This is a genomic window from Janthinobacterium sp. BJB426 (assembly GCF_002735705.1).
Taxonomy (GTDB): Bacteria; Pseudomonadota; Gammaproteobacteria; order Burkholderiales; family Burkholderiaceae_D; genus Janthinobacterium.
Window position 1 is genome coordinate 11,717 of record NZ_PDZL01000018.1, and the last position, 25,602, is coordinate 37,318.

Sequence of the window (25,602 nt, forward strand, 5' to 3'; positions counted from 1 at the left end):
TTTTATTCTAGCACGCGACTATCTCGTAGCATCTTCAGAACAAGGTTTCCGGTGAAGTCCCGCAGGGCGATGCGCAGGAGGTCAGATGCTGACGGACCGAGACCTGCACGCACTTGCTTAATGCAGCGATGCCACTGTGCGAGTCCATTACCTTCTGCGATTAGCTGATTATCTTTGCCTCCGCTGCGACTCCAAAATTCTTGGTCGGTGGGGCCATGTGGGTAAAGCTCTGACAAAGACTCTTCAAACATTTTCCAGGCATCGTCTGTGGAAATTTGACCCGGCCTGCCGGTTCGAAAACTCACCGCCCAACTATCCCAGACACCCATGACACCCACGCACTCTTTAGCGATTACTAAGAAGTCGTCGCGGAAGGAGCTATGGCTAGCCGCCCGCGATGCCGCCGACGTCCATTTCCGGGACTGAATCAGCTTTCCTATGGCAGCAGCAGGAGCTGGTGGAAATCGATAAGCGGGTGTATGCGCTAGTGAATCTAGAAGATTGGCGCATTCGTCGTCATTTACTGGGTAAAGCGTATCGATGATTTTAATGAAATTCAAATGCGCATTTTTCGCAAGAGACGCCATGAAAGGCCCTGCCTTAAGAGCGGACCTGACTTCGCTGCGTAGTGGCTCCTCGATGGCCGCTGCGCTGACTTGGCTGTCCAATACGGCTGCAAGCCAAGCCTTGGCGGTTTGCCCGACGACTTTTGCAACCAGCGAGTCGGGTATGAGCGTCCAGGCATGCTCTCTGTTTGGAACAAGCAGTAGGTCCGCGAGTTCAGCTCTAGCTAGTGGCCCCCAGATTCGTTCCGACCGTTCGCCACGCTGGATAATGGTTTGAAGCCCTTGAATTCTGTTTTCTATCTCGTTCCCTACTTTCGAGCCACTCACAATTACTTTGTCCAAGATGTCAAACCACACTGACGAACTCCAAATGAAGTTACGCAGAAGTCTTGGTTCATTTTTGACGACATCCGCTGCGAGAACCGTAACCTCTTCAATATCCTCGCGGACTGCAATTTCTATGAGCTCACTGGGCGCAGCCCTTGAAAGGGCGGACTCTACAGCGGTATGCCGAGCTGTCTTGGGTGGGCAATATTTCAATACATCGAGCAGAGCCCGAGAAGCGCCGTAGCGGGTGGCTAACGCAATTCCGCATAGCTGCCACGCTCCGCGCTTCGCGCTCTCTTCAGCGACCGCGTCGATTGTGGCGGTGGATAGTCCTAAGAAAACAGTATTCGTCAATCCATCGAGATGACCTTTGGCATCAAAGAGATTTAGTACTGGTAAAAGGCTCTCTGGATGCTTGTCGATAGTCTCCCATGCCAGACAGCCGATGCCTAAGCTATCGGGTTTAATCGTGTCGGTATAGCCGGCAAGTACGTCGGTATTCCACCAAACTTGTTGCGCTGCTCCGCGGACTGTCTGGTCAAAAAGCTGGCAATCATCCTCAGTCACACTCACTTCGTCAACGCGTTTGCGAATCCAATCTTTCACGGTATTGCTCAGTCTATTTGCGTCAAAGCGCTCTAACTGTAAGTTACGCATTGAGAGGATGTCGGTCGGCTGCCATTTGAAAGACGTCTTAATGAGCCTGTCTAAAGCAGACTGGCGCACTTCGCTCGCTTGTTGGGAATCGCCTGACTTGGCTGCTAATAAGCGGACCAGGCCTATCGCATCACTGACTCCAGTCGGATTTTCCCAGAGGCGAAAGGTTTGCTCCAGCAAGATAAGGGAGGATGCAGACCGCAAATCGAAGGCAGCCGCTTCACCGAAGTCCAACAATGGTCGGCCTTCGGACATATTTAAAAGCGCAGCAACTCCGGTGCTTAGAGGGTTGTCTGAAGCTGAAAGCAACTGCTTTTGGGGATATCGTGAGGCCAACTCGGTTGGAATGGCGACTGCGACACAGGCTACCGAGTCTTCCATGGTGAAGCTCAAACTGAAAAGGATTTCGCGTCGCAGCGGACGAGGAACAACCTGTAGCAAGCTGAGCATGATGTCGTCGAACCCCGACTGCCCGACATGGATGGCTGGCCGTGGCCTACTGGAGATTAGAGCAGCTGCCAATTCTAGCAACAGCGGTTTCTTTATGTTCACTGGCGGCTCGGAAGCTTCGGCAGTTGCCTCAAAGGGCGTACGCTCGACAGAATCCTGCGATTCACGCAGATTGTTAGCCAACGCGGCAAAGTCAGGCACAAGCGGCAGCTCGCTTAAAGGGATAAATGCAGCGACCGAATCGACCATCCCGGCTCTTGTCGTGTCGCGGCTGCTCCTGGTATGAATAAGGACGAAGTAACCCTCATTGATGGCTGTGCGAAAGTAAGGCTGCCATTGCAAATCTCTCGGAACAGTGCCAGGGAGGTCTGTGAGCCAAGCTGCTTGTCGAAAGACGGTTTGCAGACTAGGTTCCGTTGAGGACAGGAGTGAGTGTCCGCCTTTGGGGCCATACCACGCTTTATGAATACGCATTAGTCGTGCACAGTTTTTGCAAGTTCGGCAATAGGCATAGTGAGGTCTGTCGTTTGTGTTCCATCATCACAAATCGCCCACCCCATATGTTCTGCGCCTTTGAAGATGAAGTCTTTGTTTGGAGATTCCTTCGTAAGGGAGACTCCCGTTGCGGAGAGACCGAAGATTAGAATGTCGCTTTCGTCCCAATTATTTCCCAAAAAACTTGCAAAGAGCGGTAGTTTTTCGCGTAGCACTTCTGCAGGCTTTGTTCCTTCTGGGAGTTTTAGCTCATCCCAGCACGTCAGAAGCACCGCAAGTGCTGGTTTCACTTTGCCTGTCCGTGAACGGCGTGTGTAAAGCAGCATTTGCAGCAGTTCGACAAGACGTGCTTGCGAAGAGCATTCAATCGAAAATCCTTCTGGACGAGAAGATTTCAGGTCTCCGAGCGGTCTCGAGAATATGTCATCTACCAACGGCGCACTCTTGGGTCGAACCAGCAATACCCATCCATCTGCAGCCTCGACGCGCTGATGCCATGAGGCTGGAACAAGCCTTTCGTCCAAGAGTGAGCTTACCTGCTCGCCTGCATAATCTGGCCAGCTCAAATCAATCGCCACATGGGCCTCGGTTACTACAGGCAGAATGGTTTCAGTGTAGCTTCCTGCCGCTGTGTGCGCTCCCGGAACTCCTCCGCTGAGTGACTGAACAACGTCATCAAACGCTGCCAAATCAAGCGCTGCACCGCGCATCCGTAACATCCCTGTTTCGGCGTTCAAACGACCTATAAGTTGTGCACCGTAGTGGCTCTTGCCAACATTGGATTCGCCAAAAACAGCAATGTTAAGAGGGTTATCAGGCATACACTCCTCCCAGTTGACGTAACATGTCCCGTTCGGGCTGTGCGCCGGACGCGCTTCGGAACGGCGCCTCCGGGACTGTCAGCACCCATTCGAAAAGTTCAACCAATCCCTGCCCGTTGTTGTAGGGGGCCTGTCCAGGGGCGGAATGCATGCTTACCCTGAACGTCTGATACCTACCGAGGACCAAGTCCGCCGCTTGAGTCACTGCCTGCTGCATTTCTGGTTCGACGTCGACGTCTGCCTTTGTCCATACTAAAGCGACAGGTCGGCCGCGACGCTCAGCAGCTACACGCCGAAGTAGCGAAACCAAGTTAGACCTTGCCACGCCTAATTTGGGCCCGGCAAGCGCCTGGGAATCCGCCACAACAATAAGGATATCTGACGCGTTGGAAAGCCAAAGTGCGCCAGTTGCATCATCCGCATCGCGTCGCACTGCCCAACGGCTGAACCATTCGCCAGGCGTGTCAGCAAAGAGGATATCGCGTCGGACGCCATGAATGTTCAAGTCCAGATGTAGGAGACCTGGATGCCGGCCCGCTCCACTCGATGTATGCGGTGGAAATGCAGGGCCGTGCGCTGAGTTCCAACGAAGGCTCCCTGCAATATTCTCCCAACCCTCCAAGGTTAGTGAGCCGGCGAACGAGATGCCATCAGGGCAGATGCCACGCCCGACTAGCAGATACCAAGCTCCTAGCAGGGAAGTTTTACCGCTATCAGAGGCACCAAATATACCTACAAGCCGCGTTCTGGCTCTACCTGCCAAGAACGCGGTGTCCATAGAGCCTAAAGCATTGCCGGTCCACGGCAACCTTGCTCCATCCTCTACCGCACCGGATGCTTCGCGCACTTCTGCGTCACCTTTCTTCTGCCAGTGCTTGCAAAGGTGAGGCGCGGATTCGCCTTCGAGGCATCCAACCTCGTCTGGAGCGATACAGGCTAATTGAGTACAGAGCCCGTTCACGCTTCCTCCGTGGTTTCAGAAATCTCGTCTGGTCTATCCAAAGCGTCCAATACTTTGACTTCCCGTAAGAGCCAGATTGACCACTCAGCGAGTGTCATGCTCATTTCCGGTGCGACGCTCATCTGGCATAGCTCTGCGCTTCCAGATAGAGATGAGTTCGCTAGCGCCTGAATGAACAGACTTCTAGTGCCCGAATCCATGCGCTGTTCTTGGAGCCATTCATTAGCGAGAATTTCCGGAGACTTCATCAGAGCCTCTAGCAAGTCCTTGGTATTGATATGCTCTTCGTTTTTGCTACCAGCGACTGCGAGCACTGCTTCGGTTACTAGGGATTCGACTGCCGGCGGATATACTTCCGGCAGGAGGTCCGCAACGTCAAATGCCGTGTGAAGTGCCACAAGCGGCAACTGCAATTGGCGATACGGGGTAGCTGCGGTCTCAGAGTACAGGGCTTGCCGCCACCATAGCAGCTTGTTTGAAATGTTCAGTTGATTGCTGCGCGTCTGTTCCGAGCGGACGAACTCGTTTAGTTTCGCTACGACTGAGTCACCGAATGTCTTAAATGCTTGAGCACTTGCTTTCAGGGCAGCGTTGGCTGCCTTGTCATGGACGTCCGCAAGAATTGGGGCCATACGGTCCGCGAAATCATACGACCAATGCTGCTGCTGATTAGACCAGTGGGGATTAGGGTTTGGAAGAGATGTGCCGTCTCTCTGGCCTGGCCCCGCTGAAGCGGCCACTTCTTTGTACCAGACGGTGGGTTCCGTTGCTTTTAGAGCAGGGATTGTCGGTGCCTTCAGGGCAGCGCTGGACGCAGAGGTCGACTGAGTTGGCCACAGGCGCGCTAAACGTTCCGATTTGATTTTATGCGCGCGGTCCAAAATCTTCGACAAAATATTACATTCCTGTCCCACATTCAAGTGCGGTAATACGTTGGCGCCAATTAAGTCTACAGCAACCGCCAATGTACCTTGCTGCTCCATGGCTCTCAAAACCGCTTCGAGAATAATGGCGCGGTAGAGAGTCAGCGGTTCGTCTTCGAACGCAGCACGAAAAGTAGGCCAGTGTTTCTGCAGTAGCTCACCGATATCAAGAAGAGACCGATGTGGGGCCGCAACGGGGTCCCATGCGGCAAGGAGTGATGCAACGGCGGCTTTAGGATTGCGCGCATACTGTTGAGCCAGTTCATGGGCAGCGCCAACCAATTTTTCAAGGCGAGAGTCTTCTGCTCCGATATTCAATAATCGTAGGGTTAGAAAGTCCTGCAGTATGCTTGTTTGCATTTTTTGCTCCGAGCTAATAGCTGGCAATGTCATTAGTTTAGTATCATACAGGCAACTTCCATTTCTGTACGAGTTTTAGCACCGTTTCCCCTTATTGCCGAAGGGCGTAAATATGCTTTGCATAGCGTCTGTTGGGGCAACCGCACTGCCGGCATGGGCAATCATCGGTGTTTACCCATGTTTATGCAGACGAGTTCGGAAATGTCTAGATGATGTCGAGCCTTGCCGTGAAAATTAGTTGGTTTTGATTGTTTTAAATGTAATATTTTAAGATGGCCATCGATGACAGATTTTTCCTCTTCTGCAACGTATAATTGTCGACACCCAGTGAGTGACCTGGTTACTTACGCTACTCACTCCTTTACCGCATTCACCTTCACGTCCTCGGCGTGCCAAACGACAGAGCAGTTAGGCAAACGAATTGTTCTCATGTATGGAGACTAGCTGGCCCGGCTGATGATTTTTTATGGTGTCGGTTTCATTATCGAGGAAATCCTGTACATCAAGAAGGTTGATGATGAATTTTCTGAGTAGACCTGTCTAGGATTTTACCGGTAGGAAACCGCAAAAAAATTTTAAGGACGCACAATTTATGGTTACTAGAGCCGATGCATTGACCTATCTTCGCGTTGCCATGGGTAATACCAAGGTGGGCTTCCGTGAGGGCCAGTGGGAAGCCATTCAACACATCGTTAATCAACGAGGCAAAGTGCTTTGCGTCCAACAGACTGGTTGGGGCAAGAGCATGGTGTATTTTGTTTCGGCAAAGCTAATACGAGCTCAAGGGGCGGGTGTAACACTCATAATCTCGCCGTTGCTCGCTCTAATGCGTAATCAAATTGAGGCGGCGCAGCGACTCGGACTTCGTGCGCGGACCGTGAACTCGACAAATCGAGATGAATGGGACAATGTGTGTGCCGAACTAATGGCCGACCGTGTAGACCTGCTGCTCATTTCGCCCGAACGCCTTGCGAATGACGAGTTTGTGGCTGAAACCCTCCAGCCGATTGCAGCCCGCATAGGCCTTCTGGTCATTGATGAGGCTCACTGTATTTCCGATTGGGGACATGATTTCCGCCCTGACTATAGACGTATCGGGCAGGTTTTGGCCCGTCTGCCAAATAATATTGCTGTATTGGCAACCACAGCAACCGCGAATCGTCGAGTGGAAAAAGACGTAGCCACTCAGCTTGGAGTGGGCGTAACTGTTCAGCGAGGCCCTTTAGTTCGCGAGAGTTTGGTTCTGCAAAACATGCGATTGGCTGGCCCGGCAGACAGGTTATCTTGGCTGGCAGACAATATTCCGACAATGCCAGGAAGCGGTATCGTCTATACGCTTACTACTCGAGATGCAGACCGCGTTGCTGAGTGGCTGCAGTTAAATGGTGTGGATGCTCAGGCGTATCACTCCGGTAAAACGGATGCGGAGCGCCAAGCGTTGGAGCAGGCGTTACTAGCCAATAGTATCAAATGCCTTGTGGCGACGAACGCGTTAGGCATGGGCTATGACAAGCCGGATTTAAATTTCGTTATCCACTACCAGACACCCGGGAATGTAGTGGCTTATTACCAGCAGGTGGGACGTGCAGGTCGCGCCATAGCGTCTGCTTATGGTGTGCTGCTGTCTGGGGAGGAGGAAGACAAGATTAACGAATATTTCAGGGATTCAGCATTTCCGCCGGAGTGGCAGGTTAATCGAATTTTAGAGACTTTAGATGAGGCCGAAGAGGGGATGAAAGTGCGTGAAATAGAGCGCGCGGTGAACCTTCGTCAGTCTCAGATTGAAAAGGTATTGAAGCTTCTTGTTGTTGAACGGCAGTCTCCAGTTGTGAAAATTGATGGTGCATGGTACCGGACGCCTAACCTGTACAAACTAGACCAACAGAGGATTCGGCATCTCACTCAACAACGCGAAACTGAATGGGCAGAGATGAAGCAATATTTATCGAACGAGCGCTGTCTCATGCAGTTTTTGGCTAAAGCACTTGACGATGATAATGCTGAACCCTGTGGACGCTGCGCAGTTTGCATAGGCGAACCCTTGCTCCCTGTCAATTTTAGTCGTGCAACGTACGTCCGAGCGCAAAGGTTTGTACGGCATAGTGAGATGCCGCTTGAGCTGAAGAAGCAGTGGGACATTGAAGCATTACCCCTATATCAAGCCAAGTTTGGCTGGGGAAAGCAGAACATACCTGTTGGACTGCGTGGTGAAGAGGGCAGAATTTTGTCTCGTTGGGGAGAGCCAGTCTACGGGGAACTTGTAGCGCGTGGAAAGGCACAAGGGGGCTTCGACGACGAGCTTGTTGCTACATCGGCAGAACTGATTCGACTCCGATGGCCTGCCGCCGCCTCTTCTATAGCTTGGGTGACCTGTATACCTTCCAATCGTCACCCTGAGTTGGTGCCGAGCTTCGCGCGCCGTCTCGCGGCGGCGCTAGGTATCCCGTTCCGCGCCGTAATTCAAAAGCCTCGCGAAACGGAACCACAGAAGAATATGGAGAACCGTTACCATCAGTGCCACAATTTGGATGGTGCCTTTTTGGTTCAGCCGGAGGCTGGAACGAACGCACCGGTATTACTTGTGGATGACGTAGTTGATTCGGCCTGGACGCTGACCGTAGCAACCGCTCTGCTGCGTCAGTCGGGTACTGCTGCCGTTTTTCCGTTTGCCTTGGCTACAACCACTGCAAAGTAGAAAGAGTGTTATGAATAGTAAAGCATTGAGTAACGATACCGAAGTTGTCCTCTTGTTGTGTGGGCGGTTCGGTGGCGAACGACAGGAGATTTTCCAACCACTATCAAACCGTGAGTATGGGGAATTCGCCAAGTGGCTAAACAGTCGCGGTTTGCGCCCCGCTGACTTGATGTCGCCATCGGCTCATGAGCATTTGCTAAATGTGCACGAAGCGAAGCTTGAACTAAAGCGCATCGAGTTTTTATTGGGACGTGGTACCGCATTGGCGTTAGCTTTAGAGCGCTGGAGCCGTGGAGGACTGTGGGTTATCTCGCGAGGTGACATTGAGTTTCCTAAGCGCTTGAAGCACCATCTAAAGCACGTTGCGCCCCCGCTGCTTTATGGCGCTGGTAACAAAGAATTGTTGAATATAGGAGGGCTAGCCATCGTCGGTTCGCGCGATGCAATGGGGGCCGCTCTCGATTTCACTCGAAAAATTGCTGCAATGTGTGCTCACGAGGGTATTGGTGTTGTTTCTGGAGGGGCACGCGGGGTTGATGTGACTGCAATGCAGGGGGCAACAGATGCCGGTGGTTACACGATTGGCGTTCTCGCGAATGACTTACTGAAGGCCGGTGTCAGCCGACAGAATCGCATTGGATTGAAGGAGGGTAGGCTAGTGCTTGTATCTCCTTTTTATCCGGAGGCAGGATTCAACGCCGGTAACGCAATGGCTCGGAACAAGTATATCTACGCACTTTCCGAATACGCTTTGGTGATTGACTCAGCCCTTGGAAGTGGGGGAACGTGGGCAGGTGCCATGGAAAACTTGGCCCACAAGTGGGTTCCGCTTTACGTTAGGAACCCTGGGAATGGTCTTGGTAACGCCGCGCTTATTGAAAAGGGAGGTATAAAGTTTGAGCTCTCTCAGAGTGATTCCGTGAAATTGGTCGATTTTTTTGATGCTACATCCCTTGAAGTAACCAATGTTGCGGAATCAAATTCATCGCATTCACTCTTACCCTCGATGGATATGAGCATGAAAGATTCGAGGTCTGAAATAAATGCTTCGATGAACACCGAAGAACCATCGCCCAAGGAGCGAGAATGTTTGCCCATTCAGAAAGTTGGGGACCAAACGCCACTTTCGGCTGAGTCATACCATGAGTCTGCCCCTCATTCTATAAGTAGGCCAATGGGCCCTTTCGATATGTACGATGATTTCCTCGGCAAGCTACATCACGTACTGGCGCTTGGAGCGTTGACCGACCAAGAAGTTGCCGAACGGCTTGGTTTGGAGCTAGGGCAAGCAAAAGCCTGGCTTAAGAAGGCCGTCGGCGCTAAGTGCGTTGAGAAGCTCTACAATCCTGTTCGGTATCAATACCTTGGCTCATTTCAGACGAATCCATAGGGAAATAGATAAAGATGACGCATCGAGAACTAACGCGTAATTTTCTGCATCTGGCTAATTCCGTAGCCGCTTCAGCCAGATTTGGGTCCTTCAATTTGCAATTCCGCGTGTCCCCCGACCAGAGCTCCCTGGATGAAGCTACTCAGCATCGGACTCGTCTAGTGCGCAATTGTCGGATGGGACTGATGCGAATCAAGCATCCCTTTCGCCTGCCAACTGCGTCTCGCAGCATATAGCACGCATATGCCTCGTCCTCGAGCCGCTGCATCTGAATAGAGGTCTAGCTGCATCAGCCGGCAGTCGTTGTTACTGGCCGTCGGCAACATATAGGTAGGAGCGTTAGAAACTTGCGTCTGGAAGCAGTAAGGCTGCGCAACATCACCCGGCGCTTTGAGAGGGATGGTCCTGTCGGCCAGGATGGGCGTGAGGGCTTGGTAGCTGCGGAAGAGTCATGCCCCGTATAGCAACTGGGATGTGAAAGCCCCTACAGCTTTGTCCAGATTTCGGGGCAATTGTATTTCATCAACCTGAAAATTTTCCGCATTTCAACACCATCAGTGACGTTCTCGAGCGCGGGTGCTGTCAGTATCTTTTTTACGACCCCGCGCGCCATGTCCTGCATTGCTACCAAGTCGAAAGAATCAACCTCAGCAATTCCTTTATGGGCAACATCTGAGCGAATGCTATAAAGCCGCTTCGCCTCCGTTTCGAGACGAATCCGAGATGCGCTATCGGTACCTAGCAGCATGGCGACGCTTTCCGATATTTGAAAGGTAATTGACGCGCTTATGAACTCTTTCGGGGGCGAAAGCAGCACTTCTAGTGCAATAGCCGCTTTGATAAAGGCGCTCGACGGGACCTTTTCAGCTATGGATTGTCCTACCCAATCTACTGCAAGGAGGAGTTTTTTCGCGAGTTCGCTATTCGAAGTAGAATCGAAAATCGCCCAAATGCGGTCGTACCCAACTTCCGCGTCGTGGAAGTACGCATCGTCGATATCAAGGTCCGGAATGCTAGAGCCGCGTCCGACCTCTGAGGAACCACGTGATTTATTTAGCACGATTGCACGTTTATCGCACGGAGTGTTTTGCGTGAGAATAGAAACAGTAAAACCGCTATTTGGCCCCACCATAAATCGGATAGTCCGCTCGAATCGTTCGAAAAGGGCATTGGCAAGTTCGAGCGCCTTTACTGGTTCACGCGCCTTGACCTCCACTTTAATTAGGTAGTGTTCAGACTTATCAAGGAGGACCATGCCAAGCCGGCCTCGCATGGATTCATCAAGCGGACCAGCGTCCGCATTGGTATGGTAGACAGTGAAGGGACCCAGCGTGACTGGGCCGCAGTCAGTATCTTTGACTACGCCGTTAATTGGCCTGTAAATCTGATGTTCTGTCACAGGAAGAGTTACAAGGTTCCGCAAAAATTCACGGACGGCAGCCTTGTCGACTTGGGTTCCTTCAAGTACGTGCGGTGCGATGAACTTGATTACGGCCTTCTCGAAAGTGACCAACGCATATGACGTAGCTAAGGTCTTTTCAACAGCAAACAACTCTTTCACGGCCGAATAGTATTCTTGTAGCTTGGCTGCCGGAACGGCAATCCCCTCGCCACTTCGCGGAAATTCCATCATTGACAGCAAAGGATGCTCTGCAGGAACTGCACAGGCAATCAAGCGAGTAGCTATTTTGATAATATCCATTTGTTTGCTCATTAGCGGCTACTGTTAAGGTGAGCAACGATTCTAAGTCCTTTGACCGAACGTGTCATTAAGCATTGTACCTCGCCACGGGACGATTCGAATAGGATGTATTCGCGCCGTCCAGCGCCTTAATTCGTGATGCGGAACTGTTCCTTATCTTTGCCATCAAGCCAGCGTGGCGCACGGCCACGACCAGTCCAGGTCTCACCAGTTTCAGGGTTCTTAAATTGTGCTGGCACCGAGCTCTTCACTTTTTCGGGCTTCGCACGACTTCCGCCCGCGATGTCTTCCACAGTGATTCCATGCAATTGCATCAAGTCTTTGATTGTCTTGATTGCTCCACTGAGTTCATCTTTGCAGGCAGCTTCGGCCAAGGATTGAAATTTTGTGATTTGTTCAACATACTTTGCATAGGTTATTATATTCTTACAAGAAAGTGGGCTGTTTGATGTCGAAAGGAAATGTATTTTTAATGTAATATAGTAGCTAAGAGCATGGTACGTCAGCGGTGCTCATTCGACGGCGGCCCCTGTAATCCTGTCTACTTTGCGCCGACAACGGATAGCAGAAAAATCAAAAATAGTGGAGGATTGATGCAGCTTAAAGAAGTAATGTCCGTAGATGACCTTAGGAAACTAGGTTCCGTTGAAATTATTAAAATGGAACTAGAAAAGGAAATCAGTCCGTTAAAAATAGAGGCTAGCAGCTATGATGAAATTTTTGAAATAATACTCAAACTCAGAAGAAACTGGGTTCCTTTTATTAGAGGTCCATTTATATCAAAGCAATTGGAGTACGCATACTATTTGACAAAACTCGAAGGAAAGCAACGAACGCTAGCTCTTGGAGTAGATGAGAGGCATTATCACGATAAGCAATTTGCCAAGCGTTGGTACAAAAAAATCGCAAACATAGTGCACCCGGATAAGGGGGGGGATAATCTTGCATTTACAGAACTCAGAAAGTTGTACGATGTAATGATTGAAGATGATGGGGCCGGAAATGACTGAGAGTAATCTGCCCGCACTTCGACCTGCGACTACTTTATCCATCAATTTCCCACCTAAAAATGAACACATAACTGATAGTGAGGCTGATAAAACTAGAAAATTGGTTAAAGATAATGGAGAGTACACAAACGAAGGCAAAGCATATATCAATAAAAAGGCGCTGCCACACTTGCTTGGTACAGATACGCCGGGAGTAAACCGGATTTATAATGATTTGGAAAATGATGAAAAAATTGAGCTAGGTGATAAAAAGCTAGTGTCAATTCCGGCTGTTCATAAGATAATGTCAGAAAGAATTCAAGAGCCACGTGATACCCTGCAAAAAGAACGCATCCGTGATGCAGAGGCTTGCTTAACGGCGTTAAGGGATGCACCTGAGCTGGATAAATACCGTGAAGCTGAAGAGTCAAGAAATAGAAATGAACAATCGCTATTGAAAGGAAAAAAGATAGCGGCAGAAAATATAACTGCTTGCCAACTAACTGGTGAACCTTTGGCCTCAAATGCACACGCTCATCATATTGAGCGGCGAGCCGACAAGCCGAGAATGTCTCGTGACCTGGATAATGTCATAGTTATTAATCCTGAAGCGCACGAAGAGGTACATAGAAACCGGGCAGAATCTCCCCAAGAACTCCAAGATTTATGCAAAACAAAAGAATGGAATAATCCAGTTAAAAACGACAGCTCTAAAGCGAAAGATAGTGATAAGGAGGAATGAAATTCTTTGGCAGGCGAAAATCTCGGTAATTATTGAAAATTCAACTGGCGATTTTTGGGGCATATGTTGCCCGTGAATGGGCACTCTACTAAACGTTCGTCATTAAATTACTGATGGCGCCGGACAGGTTTGCAGGTACTGAAGCGCTGCGTGTATTGTATATACAACGTCTCCTTTAAGGTGTTGGAACGACCAGCATGTAGAGAAGGCAAGCAGCGATAACCCGTCAGATGAATCACAGCACGTAGAGGAAGAGAGTCCTTGTCTTGTTGTTCAGCCGAGAGGTTGTTCGATTAAAAGCATGAATCGTTTGATTGGGAAAGTTAATCGAAAGGAACGAATAAATGTGGAGTGACAGTGCCTATTACAGCCGATTTGGTAACTGGAGTCTGAATCGCCAACCACTGTCTGGCGTTCCAAACGACGAGTATCGGGAAGGACTGCAGCTTCTGGTTGACTGCGTCGATTCGGGAGAGATTACATGCCTCGATAGTCAAAATTCCCCCGTAGCGCGGGAAATTTTGGCAATCCATGGTGAGCGTCGTTTTGAAATGAACAGCAGCTGGGTTGGCTCGCCGCAGGATTGGGCGTGTCCATGCTGCGCACGAACAAAAGTCCAGATATCGCGAGTGGGCAAGAAGGAGCAGATACTAGCTAAATGCGTGATACATCACGACCACATGGGCGACGTGTTGGAAGAGACATTCAATGTCGAGTTCGTTGCGGCCGGAACCAATATTGAGCAAGTGGAAGGCCAGAAGCTCATTGACCGGATGAGTAGCGCGTTCGCGGCATACGATGCGATACTTGTATGCGAGGACTGCAATAACGTTGACACTGCTGCCAAGAAGCTCTTGGGGGTGCCGCGTGAGTTCTCGTTCTCAATCGGGCAGATTCGCGGTTTCATCCAGGTTAGAGACCATCAGCCGCATACCGTCAATCAGTCCAAGGCGCAGCTTGCCTGGGAAGCCGCCAAGCCAGCGTTTGTGCTGCGCATGCGCATTATTAAAGCGGTAGCAAAGGCGGCTGCGACGGATACACACTGGTTCGAACCTTACCCGAGAAAATTTGAGCCAATTCCAGTGTATGGACATGGCGACCGCCGGCTCTCAAGGATTTCTACGTGGTTCAATTCGGACGTGTTGATAGATGCGTTGGGCATGCAGACGCGGGTTTCGAAAGCGAACGTTTCGCGTTGGCGCGATGGCACGCATAAGCGTGGCAAACCCGTGCCTGCGAATTACCTGGCCCTACTCAAGAGTGTGGAATATAAAGCGGACAATTGGGATTCGCTTCCAGATGACTGGGCATGTCCGATTTGTCGTAGAAGTAAATCTCAAATTGTGTATGTGGGTGACCAGGGGCAGGTCCGGTTCAACGTTGCTACTACGGGGCGTGCATGGCACGAAACCCCCAAAATTTGCGGTCATTGTTCGAAAGTCCAAATGGCTTTGAAGAGCGAGGTGAAATCTCATCTCGGTGATTTTCGTGATAGCTATTCGTTCGTATCGCCCAATGAGTTGGCAGGGATAATATTGCCGATACCCCACGCTGACCATCAGGTCCGTCCAGCTGAAGCTGAGCGCCTTTTGAGCAAGATTCTTACGAACTACCGCCCTGATGAATAAGATGGGCTTGCGTGTACCGATTCATGGACAAGTTGGCTTCGGTTTTTGCGTTCGGGCGGGCAACATGGCAATGCGACATGAATGCATGCGAATAGTGGCGCATTGCGAGTAGACCATCTGGGCAGCAGCAATTCGAGAACGATGACCACAGAGCCTTTACGCTGGCCACTCAGTTCAAAACGCTAGCTTTTTTTCCATTTGTGTTATTGGTGACCGATGTCGGTCGCCGAGCACTAGCTTCACACCTGTGCTGCGTATGAGAAACCGGGTCTGAATGGCATCTTGAGCTCCCTAGATGCAACTTGTCCCTGTGCCTAGCCTTCAGTGGCAACATGAGTACTACAGAGCGCGCCGCCTCACGACGCTTCAGGCAATCTGCGAGCAGATATTTTTCAGGCAAGGTAGGCAAGGTAGGCAATGATGGGTGGCGGATGGGGCGTTGGGCGCCGCTCTGTGCCAAATTCAAGCATCTGTACGCTTGCAAGGTGATAATTGGTGGGAATTTTGTGATTGCATTCGGTTAAAATTAGTTGCAGAATGGGAAATTTTTAATTTGCCTTGGTATGAAACTATATTGGGCTTGTTGCCCTTAAGGATATATCAGTGTCTAGTTGTAGACTTTTTTTGATTGGCGGGCTTCTATGTGGCCTATTTCCTCAGTTTGCGCAAGCCAATACAGGCTTCGCATCCATTCTCGATGACCCAATCACAATTATTTTCATCGGCATCAACATCGGCTTAACGTACTACTTCACGAAGGTGAACTTTAACCGTTTTGCAGTTTCGCATGGTCCGGAAATCTTAACTACAGTCGGCATTTTGGGATGCTTCACAGGTATCGCAATCGCGCTGCTGAACTTTGACGCCACCAAGGTCTCTACGAGCGTGCCGCACCTTTTAGGTGGTGTCAAAACCGCATTCTTGGCGTCAGTGAGCGGTGTCGCAGGTTCGCTGCTGATTCGCTACAAGCACCACCGCCACGGCGGTCCCATTCCTCAGTCGACCGGTGCGGTGAAGGCTGCCAGCATCGATGACCTGGTGGAAGCCACGCGCGCGCTGCAAGCCAGCCTTGCGGGGAAAGAGGAGGGGAGTCTTCTATCGCAAATGAAGTTGATGCGCCAGGAGCAAAGTGACCAGTTGCAAGGCCTTCGTGGTTCGTTCGATACATTCGCCGCTCGCATGGCAGAAGATAACTCGAAGGCATTGATTGAAGCGCTTGAAGGCGTAATTAGAGACTTCAACACGAAGTTAAGTGAACAGTTTGGTTCAAATTTTGCGAAGCTCAATTCGGCGGTGGAGCTGCTCGTCACTTGGCAGAAGCAATATCGTGAAGAACTGGATAAGCTCCAAACCGTGCAGCAAGCAAGTGCCGGTGATTTGAGGGGGGCTGCGGAGAGCCTGAGTGTGATAACGAGCCGGGCCGAGGCCTACACGGACACAGCCGCCCGATTACAGGAGCTCCTGATTGGGTTGGCGCAGCAACACGCCGCAATTCAAGACTCGCAACGCTCACTCGTCACTGTGCTGGTCGAGATGAAAGACGTCGCTCCACAGTTCGCCAAAAAGCTGGAAGAGCTGACTGATAGTATGGGGGCTGGCGTCCTGAAAGTACAGACCGAAGTGGCCGACGTTGTCAGGACCCTGGGCAATCAAGTTCAGGGCTCGACCGCCGAAATGAAGCAGCTACTGACTGAGACGTTGAAGAAGGCTCAGCGAGAGACGAATGAAGAGTTGGCGAAATCCGTGGAGCTTGTACACAACGGTGTGACGGTACTCGACAAGGCTCTCCAGGAAGAACTGACCAAGAGCTTAGATACGCTCGGCCGCCAACTGGCCGCGTTGTCGGAGAAGTTTGTCGCCGACTACTTGCCGTTGACCGAGCGTCTGCGTGAGGTGGTACGAATGGCTGGGCAGCGCTAGACGATATGGAACTTGAACACAGTAACCAGTCTCACTGGATTCCTCTTGCGGACTTGATGACCGGATTGATGATGGTCTTCATGCTGCTCACGGCTGCATTTATGCTACGCGTTGAGCAGACAACTACCTTGGTTGTTAAGGAGTATGAGGAAACGAAGAGCGACATGCTTCAGGCTCTCCAGAAGGAGTTTTCGAAAGACCTGAAGCAATGGAATGCTGAGCTCCTTGGCGATATGACGATAAGGTTTAACGACCCGACGGTCCTTTTCGCAACGGGCTCCGCCGAAATCAAACCTAAGTTCAAGGAAATTCTTAAGGAGTTCTTCCCGCGCTATATCGCACTGCTGACCTCCGACAAATACCGCGACGCCGTAAAAGAGATTCGTATTGAGGGGCACACCAGCGTCGCATGGACTGGGCAGAACGACCCACGCGCAGCATACTTCCTGAATATGGGGCTATCCCAGGCACGCACCCGAAGCGCCTTGGAATATCTTTTGAGCGTGCCTGCGGTGAGCAGCCATCAAGCTTGGCTTATTCAACACGTTACTGCCAATGGCCTCTCGTCCTCAAAACCACTGAAGCCCGACGACAAATCGGCTTCGGCGCAGCAGGCAAATCAGCGTGTTGAATTTCGGATTGTGACCAATGCCGGTGACAAGCTGGACCAGATTTCGCAGCAGTTGAAGGAAGAGGCGCAATGATTTTGCAAGACTTTCTGGGCTGGGCGTCGCTGAACAATCTAAGGTCGCAAATGGCGGCGCCGCTCGCGGAGAGTTTTACCGCAATGTCCTTCAAGAGGATTGAGCTTCCTTTGATTGCGCAGCTTGAAAGCGATGGCATTGACATTAATATCGAGGAAATATCCTCGCTTGCTGACGGAACGATTCAATATCGTGGGCACCGGGTTCTGCTATACATTCGAGATGTGAAAAACTATGGTGGCCGCAGCTTCACTCCGCGTTTCCACCTTACGTTCTGTAGCACGCTCAGGACCAAGCAGCGCGACCAGCAGATGTCAAAGTACGTCGTGGCCACCCGCAATGACGGACAGTTCCTCGTGAACACCAATGAAGGCACTGGAGCTTCATTGTTAATGAAGCTCGTTGTCTGTCAAAACTGCTTGGCTGACATTGCATGGAAGGGCTTCAATAAGTCGCAATCGTCCACTTCCCGCGTCCAACAGGCGGAAGTGTTTTCGCTAAAAGAATACTTCAAGAAATATCAGCGGGATTTATTTGGACTCAAGCCCGAGCATGATGCTGACACGTCTCCTCGCAACGAGTACCCGTCGGATTGGTCTGCCATTTCAGCCGCTGTCAGAGCGAGGCGAGGCTACCGATGCGAAGGCTGTAGCCGACAGCTTCTCGGTGCCGATAATCGCTACCTGCATGCGCACCACATTAACGGCCGCAAGGACGAGTCGCATGATTCGAATTTGCTTGTGCTGTGTGTGAGTTGTCACGCTGACAAGCCGAATCATGGTCACCTAAAGAGCAGTGTGGATTACATGAATTTCATTGCGAAATTTGGATAGTTATTTAACTTTGAATCTCTGGAAGCGCTATGTCTAGGAAAAGCCGATTTCAAGTCAACTCTCGCCTCGCGAGCCTTCTCAGCCAAGAATATTCTTCCACAGAGCGTGCGCTGAAGGAGCTTGTCGATAACGGATGGGATGCTGACGCGACTGAGATTGAAGTTACGCTGCCAACTCCTATGTCCGCCGACCCAATTGTCATTGAAGACAATGGTAGTGGTATGTCGGCAGACGAAGTTGAGAGCCACTACTTGAACATTGCCGCCGACCGACGTCAACTTCGAGGTCCGCGCACTGCTAAATTGAAACGTCAAGTGAAGGGGCGTAAGGGCGTCGGGAAATTTGCAGGGTTGATGGCTGCCGCGCATATGAAGTTGGAAACGAGGAAAGACGGTTTTGAAACCTCCTTCGAATTCAATCTGGGCCAACTGGCGGCCGCCCGCGACATCGAGCAACTCGCTATCACTCTAAAAATCTTGCCTTGCGAGCCTGGGTCACTAGGCACCACGATTACTCTAACTGAACTTCACACCGGCTACGAGTTCCCTAATCCAGTCACGTTCAAGCAGTTGTTGATTCAGGAGTATGGCCGGGAGCACGGTATCGCCATCAATGTGGATGGCAAACCTCTCGGGGTAGACGACGTGCAGGGACTTTATAGGACTTTCACCGAAGACGTGGAAGGTGTTGGTCCTGTAGTTTTGCGATTCGCAATCCCGGATAAGAAGTCAGCGTCGAGGAAGCCAGGCATTCTGGTGCGCGTGCAGAACAAGCCGGTAGGTAGTCCTTACTTCTTCGGTCTGGAAGAGCAAGAGGATATTCCGCAGAAGTTGATTCGTCGGCTTTACGGCGAGGTTGATGCTGACGGACTGAGTGAGTTTGTGACTGATGGTTGGAGTAGCTTGGTCGAGAACAGCGTACTGCTCGAACGAGTCAATCAATTTGTCCGACCGAAGCTTGCGGCGGCCATTCAAGAAAAGTTTGGTCGTGAGATACAGCTGGCTCGCGCAAGGTTGCAGCGTCAGATTCATCTGAGATTGGCTAAACTGCCTGAATACCGGCGGAAGTACGCTGAGGAGGCTATCCAGAAAATTCTCACGCGCTCCTTCGACGAGCCACCAGAGAAAATTGAGAACTATGTTTTCGTACTGCTCGAGGCAATTGAGAGTTCGGAGTACGGTAGCGTGCTTGGACATCTTGCGGAGGCCAAGCGCAGTGATGTCGCTGCAATCGCAGAAAGCTTGGACGAGTTTGGCTTGGTGGACATGGCGTATTTGGTGAATCAAGCAAAGGCGCGAATGGACTTTCTCGACATGCTTGACGAGCTCGTCGCAAATCCCAAGACGCTGGAAGCAGAAATGCATAAAGCCTTGGAGAAGAGTCTTTGGGTACTTGGCACACCGTACTCGTTATTCAGCTCAAACAAAACCCTCCAGCGTTTGGTTGAGGATGACCTGGCGAAGTCATATACGGGAACTCGCGCAACTCTACGCCCGGACCTGCTGGCCACAGAGGATATGCATCGTGAATGCCTACTTATTGAGTTCAAGCGGCCGAGCCATGCATTAAACTACGATGACTACACCCAAGTCATTCGCTATCGGCATGAGCTACGTCCTTACATTAGTAAGCCAATAAAAGTCGTGGTCATTGGCGGTCAGGTGTCGCCTGATTTTCCCACAAAAAGCATAGAGGACGAAGTCCGGCCGATGTCTTTTCACGACATCATTTCAACCGCGCGCCGAGAGTTAGAATGGAAGCTACGGACCGAGATGTAGAGGCTAGACGCAATTACACATACCCATCCTTCGCTACTCGTCGAGTGACAACGTCTAGCCAACACTTTATAAATCGCAGTGTGACTGTATGCAAAGAAAACTTAGACTGCAAAAAGCTGATAGGTACGCCTTCTTAGTTTGCGCTCAGATGATGTCGCAGATGGTTGTTGCTTATCTGGAGGGGCGTCAAGCGGCGAAGTGGCTCGGGTGCGAGCAAGGCGCCGTACCTGACTGGGATGATATTGTGCAGGAGTTGAGTGACGGCACTCTGCGTCATACGCAAGTTAAACGTCAGGCCACGGATTTCAGTAAGGATAAAGCCAAGCGCGATTACAAAGTGCCGAAAAAGAAGAAGGGCGCCCCTGCAACATCGGGTGCGGCATCGTCTGAACTTCGGGACCGGAGTGCCTTTGACGAGTCCATCGCAGCACTTGCTGACTGGTTTTTGCCGACTACGCTTACTGACGGAAAAGTAAGAATTTTTACAGTCCAAGTTCCCGATAGGCAAGTGAAGATTAAGCATGAATTCGAAATGAGAAATTTTGAAGAGTTCTGTGCGCTGTGTAATCTTAGTGCTACCACTCCTGCTGGCCTGAACGCGCACGCGCAAATGAATCTGGCTGCGGCACGCATCTTTGATTGGCTGACAACATGGTGCGGTTTCAAAGACTGGGAGCACATTCACAAAGCGCTGCGGAATTTGAGAGTCGAAATCAAAGCTCTTGAGCCAGAGATTGAGCAAGCGGCTGAATCCATTTTAGATAGGTATTTCTTTCCTGCTTCGGAGGCGTTCAGGGTGCTGGTGCATGACCTCGAGTACGGCTCCACTGATGCAGGCGCCGCGACGCCCCGACAGATGCTGACTTTGATTAGTCAATTTCTCCGGACGGAGGTTCCAATCTGGACCCAGTATGCGTTCGACGATATATCATTTTCTTGGGGCGTTTCAGGATGCGCGACCGGATATTCAAATGGCATTGAGGACCCAGCCCACACTGTTCCGATTTATTGGAACGATGGCACTCAATCAGCGAAGCGTCTGAAAATTTGCGCTAAGTTTGACCACCAGATTTTTTCACGAGACCCGCTTGCGGTTCGGCTGATGCGATTGGCGTTGCATTTACGCGGCCCTGGCCATGCGAGCATGGCCGAGCTTTCGCCGTGGAGCGTTGCGATTAAAGGTGCCCTTGCAAATACATTAGGCGTTACATCGGACGACTTTTCCAATCTTCAATGGGTCGAGGCTAAGGACATCTCCTACTGCGTGGACTCACGCCAACTACCCAGTGTCGTAGACACTAACCTCGAATGCGCCAACTTTGACACAGCGATGGGGAAGTTAGTTTGGGAGCTGACCAAGGCAGATGTCAGTGGGCTGATTAGAGGCATGACGGGCGGCGATTTACAGGTGCGTGTAGATGCTCTTTGGCGCAAGATTTTCCCGACCCTTGATGCGGACGCCCAAAAAGTGAATGTACTGCTTGGTGACATGTTGAATCCTTCTAGTGAAGGGCTCAAAGCTCTGGGGATTATGCGCTTGGGACCGAGGACGGTCCCGCTGCTCAGTCAGGGTTTAGTGATGATGATGGTCACTGCAGTTGCATTGAGCCGCGACTCCGATATCACCGTGCTCCTAGCCGCCAAAGAAATGCGGGTAATCGCGCTGAGGTACTGGGGCGGTCCAGCATCCATGCATCGGATACCGCGTGAATTGGTGGATGATGACGATGACTCCGCGATTGAAGATTTTATGGGGAAAGAACTTTCCGACATTGTTTTGATGCCGCAAGTGCGGGCGCCACATAGCGTAGTAAATCGAGAGACTATCGCCACTGACCTGTCCTCCCAAGATAGCTTTGGTGCGCCACGCCGAGCGAAGTTAGCAGTTACCAATTCGAGGCAGTTTCGAGATGCTGTTAGAAGTGGAGTGGTCGCGAAGGTCACCGCTCTCCTGGCCTCTGAGCTCCAATTGCGCGACTCTGCGCGAGAAGAAAATATTATGAAAACTGAGCTGACAAAATGATGAAGAATCGAGAGATTGAAGCACAGGTTCGTACTCGCGCTCAAAACAGGTTCGAGGTTTCTGTGGATGAATCGTTGGCTCTTCTTGCGGAGCCATCGTTGGCTGACGTTTCTGCGCTTAAGTTGCGGCGTGTAACAAAGCCCGACAGTAGCGGCCGCACGGTCCTGCTGGCCGTCATTGACAAAGTCGAAGACTGGAAAACCGTCTCACGGTGGACTGCACAAGTTCGCGATATGTTGCCAGAGCCAGATACCTCGGACCTTTATCTCATTTTGCTTGCAGAGGAATTTAGTTCTCACAACTGTTCTCGGATTGAGGCGGACGAGCAGTTTTGCCGAAAGTATGTGACCAGTTCGTTAGAGGAGATTCCATCGCTACTCGACAGAACATTCTTGGCATCCCTATCGGCGAGCGGGACCGGCGAGGGAATCGTTGACCCTGTTGCTGCCGCATTCCAATCGACTCAAGCTAAGCATACTTGGCTTACAAATACAGTACAGGACCAGTGGTTAAGAAGCTTCCTGAGCGAGAAGCAAGGGAAGGATTTGGTTCCCGACATTCTCGAAACCATTTACCCAGAGATGGACTTCTAATGGATACTCAAGAATCAATTAAGCTTAAGTCGATAGTCCTCAACAACATTCGTCGTTTTGGCCCCGATGTTGAAATTAAATTTGGAGCCGGTGCGACCATCTTGATTGCGCCCAACGGCTCAGGCAAGACAGCTGTGCTCGAAGCTATTGAACTGGCGCTTACATCCGGTGTTAAGCGGGTGGCCGGGCGGTGGGCGCCTCTAATTCGCGAAGGTATTGGTGACGCGTCGGTCCGGGTCAATTTCGGCGACTGGCAGCGGGAGGTTTCGCTCACTAAGAAAGGCGTTAAAGTTGTCCATGAGGGGCGGTTGGGCCAAATCTTCAATGACATAAATCCAGAAGAGATTCCTTTCCTACTTCGGCTTACCCACTTACTTGATCAGCGGGACAGTGATTGGTTCTGCCAGCAGCGCAGTGAGGCCGCCGGTGGGCAGCTTGCGATGTTGCCGTTGGGACGCCAAGCGTCTCAGGTGAACGCTGCTGTTGCGAAATTGAAGCCAGCGGTCTCCAAGCGACTTACCGAGTTGACAGTCAGTATCGCGGATAAGCAGAGGATGTTGGACGAATGGAATGAGCGAGTGCTTGCGCGTGATAGCGCTCAAACTGATTTGAGCAAGCCGCTGACGCCTCTGCCAGTGCTAGCGGAGAGCTTAGCGCAAATTACGGGCTTGTCTATTCCGCCGGGACTAAATAATGTTGCGGCGGTTCGCGAGCAGTGGGCGATTGTCAGTACGGCTAACAGTCAGACTTTGGCGTCAAAGGAGGCGTCGCTTAGCAACCTAGCAGGATTGGTCCTAGTGCCTACTACATGCGTTGAAATTGCGGACTCGCTATTGCGGCTTCAGCAAGAACTACAGACGGAAAAATCGAACCAGGCAGCGCACCAGGCTAATGGTGCCGCATTGAACGTAACGATAGTTGCGACGGAGGCGAGTCATCGTGAGCTTGTTGCGAAGGTAGCACAAACGAAACTGGCGCTTGACCGTAAGCGTACTTATGCAAAGACGGTGTCCTTGTTGGAAACGCAACGACAGCAGAAAGTGGAACAGTTGCGGTCGCGTGAGCAAAAACATGCAGCGTTCGATGCGACGCAGAAATTTCATAATGCTGCACTTACGGCGAAGGATGTCAATGCGGTGCTCAAGGCATTGGCTGCGGACGTCGCACTGAAGCGTGGCGGCCTCGCTGCGGCTAAACAGGCTTATGCTGACTGGCAAGGCGCCGAAAGCCGGAAAAAAGTTGGGGAGCAAAACCTCAAGGCTAGGGACGTTGAGATTGCATCGCTCAACGAAAGCCTCCGTAATGCAACAGTCGAGCTGAAGCAGGCTGCATTGGAACATCAGTCCTCTAAGTCAATTTTAGCGTCGTATCAAGATGCAGCCGGAGCAATCCGAGCAGCTGTCTCGACGGTCGCCGAGAAACTGCCTATTGGAACCGACCGCTGCCCTGTATGCCTGGAACTACACGGAGAGCAGGAGTTGCGTCGTAGGATTTCGGACGCGCTCGATGCTATGGACCCACGACTTAGTGAGGCGACCGCAGCTCTTCGTGTAGCAGCAGAGAAATTAGAAGCAGCCCAAAAGTCGAGCGACGGAAAGAGTGCTGAACTCACAGCGGCACAATCTTTGCGCGCTAGCTTGAACGAAGTAATTGCTGGCATTGAATTGGAAATTAAAACTGCCCGAGCTAACAGCGTTCTTGGTGGGCTTGAGCTAGGGGAAGTGCAAGGGCGACTAGATGCGGCGCAGAGAGAAATCGATGACGATAGTTCAGAACTCGATGCTAAGCGTGCTGCGCAAGAGCCCCCGGTTAGTCTCGAGGCCATGACTCAGCTGGCTGGACGTTTCAACTCCGAAAGAAGAGAATTGGCGGAATATGACGAAGCTCTAGCTCGACTGGATGATACGATTAGCGAAACCACGGCAGCGGTTGCTCAACTAGCCTCGTTGGGCACAGTGGACGTCACCATCGAAGAGGTTGAGCAAGAATTGGCTTCTCTTGAGAAAGAGTTGCTGGGAAGTTCTGCTAGCATTGAAGACGAACAAGCCAAGAAATCCGCTTTGGCTAGAACACTGCTTGACGTCGACGCTGCAGTCTCCCGAATTACGCAGCAATTAGAACTGGACCAAGCACGTTTTGAAACACAGCGGTCCATATGGGAATTGGCTGGGTTAGTTATGCCGCCTTCTGATGAACAACTGAAAGCCGCTAAAGAAAAGCTGATGGAAGAGAAGGGCAAAGCGGAGGCCGCAAAGTCGAAGCTCAGCGACATTGAGACAGAGCTCAGTCGTATCGCGGAAGCCAATGCTCTTGCGAATGCTCAGCTGGCGGTTGACGGCGCAAGGAGAGACAAGAGCGAGAGCGAACATGCCCAGACTTTGATAGCAGAATTGAAGGGCGTTAAAGACGAGCACGCGCTGAGCACTGAACGCAAGAGCACGCTGGAAGAGTTTCACACGCATTTGACCAACGGTATTGAGAAGATTCGGGACAGAGTTGGAGACGTTGTTCCCTACTGGCAGGCGATATTGCGACGGGTAGTTCAGGAGCCCCGATTCTCAGGTACTCACTTGGATTATTACAAGAACCGAGCCAAGAACTACGCCGAGATTCAGGTTGGCTTAAGCGGAGAGCTTGTTGGGGTAGCGGATATCGCAAGCCAAGCACAAATGACGGATTTGCAGCTGTCCTTTATGCTTGCAATGGCGACGGTGCATCAATGGTCGCCTTGGAAAGCCTTGCTGCTGGATGACCCTACTCAGCACCATGATTTAGTGCATGCATCGTCTGTCTTCGACGTGCTGCGTGATTTCATTGCAGAGCACGGCTTCCAGGTTGTTCTAACTACTCACGACGCTCAGCAAGCGCGTTTCCTGATGCGTAAGCTGAGTAATGACGGAATCGACGCGAGGCTTTGGACATTTGAGCCATCGCTGAATGGAATGACCGCAAAGCAGATAGGCGGCCGCGAGTAGCAAACCACTTGCCTTCACTCCTCGTCTGGCTTTCAACTAGGTCGCACAAAAAATGGTCTCCCGGGACATG

The 25,602-nt window shown here is 51.2% G+C and carries 18 protein-coding genes; 12 read left to right on the forward strand and 6 right to left on the reverse strand.

Annotation, left to right across the window (positions count from 1 at the left end; translation table 11 throughout):
• Positions 1 to 2: 2 nt before the first annotated feature.
• The 4 genes from CSQ93_RS22885 to CSQ93_RS22895 all read right to left on the reverse strand — a co-directional run bounded on the left by CSQ93_RS22885 (position 3) and on the right by CSQ93_RS22895 (position 5,593).
• Positions 3 to 2,474, reverse strand: coding sequence for a GAP1-N1 domain-containing protein (locus CSQ93_RS22885; RefSeq protein ID WP_233516307.1), 2,472 nt, complete (start codon positions 2,472 to 2,474; stop codon positions 3 to 5).
• Positions 2,474 to 3,316 (reverse strand): hypothetical protein, encoded by an 843-nt coding sequence (locus CSQ93_RS29030; RefSeq protein WP_158301327.1) that lies wholly within the window; start codon positions 3,314 to 3,316, stop codon positions 2,474 to 2,476. The genes CSQ93_RS22885 and CSQ93_RS29030 overlap by 1 nt, the downstream gene beginning before the upstream one ends.
• Complete coding sequence (locus tag CSQ93_RS29805) at positions 3,309 to 4,094, reverse strand: TRAFAC clade GTPase domain-containing protein (protein WP_442778347.1); 786 nt, start codon at positions 4,092 to 4,094, stop codon at positions 3,309 to 3,311. The genes CSQ93_RS29030 and CSQ93_RS29805 overlap by 8 nt, the downstream gene beginning before the upstream one ends.
• A 179-nt stretch (positions 4,095 to 4,273) precedes the next feature.
• The gene (locus tag CSQ93_RS22895; protein WP_099380026.1) at positions 4,274 to 5,593 is read right to left on the reverse strand and encodes a GTPase-associated system all-helical protein GASH; all 1,320 of its coding nucleotides are present in this window, start codon (positions 5,591 to 5,593) and stop codon (positions 4,274 to 4,276) included.
• Positions 5,594 to 6,152: 559 nt separating this feature from the next.
• Here CSQ93_RS22895 and CSQ93_RS22900 point away from each other — a divergent pair.
• Both CSQ93_RS22900 and CSQ93_RS22905 read left to right on the forward strand, forming a co-directional pair.
• A complete protein-coding gene (locus CSQ93_RS22900; RefSeq protein ID WP_099380027.1) occupies positions 6,153 to 8,255 on the forward strand; it encodes a RecQ family ATP-dependent DNA helicase in 2,103 nt (700 codons plus the stop codon).
• Positions 8,256 to 8,265: 10 nt separating this feature from the next.
• Positions 8,266 to 9,645, forward strand: a complete 1,380-nt coding sequence (locus tag CSQ93_RS22905) for a DNA-processing protein DprA (protein WP_099380028.1) — start codon at positions 8,266 to 8,268, stop codon at positions 9,643 to 9,645.
• 484 nt (positions 9,646 to 10,129) lie between these two features.
• On the opposite strand, the gene CSQ93_RS22910 is transcribed toward CSQ93_RS22905, so the two are convergent.
• Both CSQ93_RS22910 and CSQ93_RS22915 read right to left on the reverse strand, forming a co-directional pair.
• The gene (locus CSQ93_RS22910) at positions 10,130 to 11,359 is read right to left on the reverse strand and encodes a HEPN domain-containing protein (RefSeq protein ID WP_158301328.1); all 1,230 of its coding nucleotides are present in this window, start codon (positions 11,357 to 11,359) and stop codon (positions 10,130 to 10,132) included.
• A gap of 116 nt (positions 11,360 to 11,475) precedes the next feature.
• Positions 11,476 to 11,721, reverse strand: a complete 246-nt coding sequence (locus CSQ93_RS22915) for an H-NS histone family protein (RefSeq protein WP_233516308.1) — start codon at positions 11,719 to 11,721, stop codon at positions 11,476 to 11,478.
• A gap of 219 nt (positions 11,722 to 11,940) precedes the next feature.
• Between CSQ93_RS22915 and CSQ93_RS22920 the strand changes: the two genes are divergently transcribed.
• The 10 genes from CSQ93_RS22920 to CSQ93_RS22960 all read left to right on the forward strand — a co-directional run bounded on the left by CSQ93_RS22920 (position 11,941) and on the right by CSQ93_RS22960 (position 25,532).
• A complete protein-coding gene (locus CSQ93_RS22920) occupies positions 11,941 to 12,357 on the forward strand; it encodes a hypothetical protein (RefSeq protein WP_099380031.1) in 417 nt (138 codons plus the stop codon).
• A complete protein-coding gene (locus tag CSQ93_RS29035; protein WP_158301329.1) occupies positions 12,350 to 13,078 on the forward strand; it encodes a hypothetical protein in 729 nt (242 codons plus the stop codon). Before CSQ93_RS22920 ends, CSQ93_RS29035 begins: the two co-directional genes overlap by 8 nt.
• 344 nt (positions 13,079 to 13,422) lie before the next feature.
• Complete coding sequence (locus tag CSQ93_RS22925; protein WP_158301330.1) at positions 13,423 to 14,706, forward strand: hypothetical protein; 1,284 nt, start codon at positions 13,423 to 13,425, stop codon at positions 14,704 to 14,706.
• A 603-nt stretch (positions 14,707 to 15,309) separates the two neighbouring features.
• The gene (locus tag CSQ93_RS22930) at positions 15,310 to 16,626 is read left to right on the forward strand and encodes a hypothetical protein (protein ID WP_233516309.1); all 1,317 of its coding nucleotides are present in this window, start codon (positions 15,310 to 15,312) and stop codon (positions 16,624 to 16,626) included.
• A 5-nt stretch (positions 16,627 to 16,631) separates the two neighbouring features.
• Positions 16,632 to 17,330, forward strand: coding sequence for an OmpA/MotB family protein (locus CSQ93_RS22935; RefSeq protein WP_099380034.1), 699 nt, complete (start codon positions 16,632 to 16,634; stop codon positions 17,328 to 17,330).
• The gene (locus CSQ93_RS22940) at positions 17,327 to 18,163 is read left to right on the forward strand and encodes an HNH endonuclease (RefSeq protein ID WP_099380035.1); all 837 of its coding nucleotides are present in this window, start codon (positions 17,327 to 17,329) and stop codon (positions 18,161 to 18,163) included. Before CSQ93_RS22935 ends, CSQ93_RS22940 begins: the two co-directional genes overlap by 4 nt.
• Positions 18,164 to 18,192: 29 nt before the next feature.
• Positions 18,193 to 19,941 (forward strand): ATP-binding protein, encoded by a 1,749-nt coding sequence (locus tag CSQ93_RS22945; RefSeq protein ID WP_099380036.1) that lies wholly within the window; start codon positions 18,193 to 18,195, stop codon positions 19,939 to 19,941.
• 148 nt (positions 19,942 to 20,089) lie between these two features.
• Positions 20,090 to 21,964 carry an ABC-three component system protein gene (locus tag CSQ93_RS22950; RefSeq protein WP_099380037.1) on the forward strand — a complete coding sequence of 625 codons (1,875 nt, stop codon included), beginning with the start codon at positions 20,090 to 20,092 and terminating at the stop codon, positions 21,962 to 21,964.
• Complete coding sequence (locus tag CSQ93_RS22955) at positions 21,961 to 22,557, forward strand: ABC-three component system middle component 1 (protein WP_099380038.1); 597 nt, start codon at positions 21,961 to 21,963, stop codon at positions 22,555 to 22,557. Before CSQ93_RS22950 ends, CSQ93_RS22955 begins: the two co-directional genes overlap by 4 nt.
• Positions 22,557 to 25,532: an AAA family ATPase gene (locus CSQ93_RS22960; RefSeq protein WP_099380039.1), complete on the forward strand. Its 2,976-nt coding sequence runs from the start codon at positions 22,557 to 22,559 to the stop codon at positions 25,530 to 25,532. Before CSQ93_RS22955 ends, CSQ93_RS22960 begins: the two co-directional genes overlap by 1 nt.
• The last annotated feature ends 70 nt before the right edge of the window (positions 25,533 to 25,602 follow it).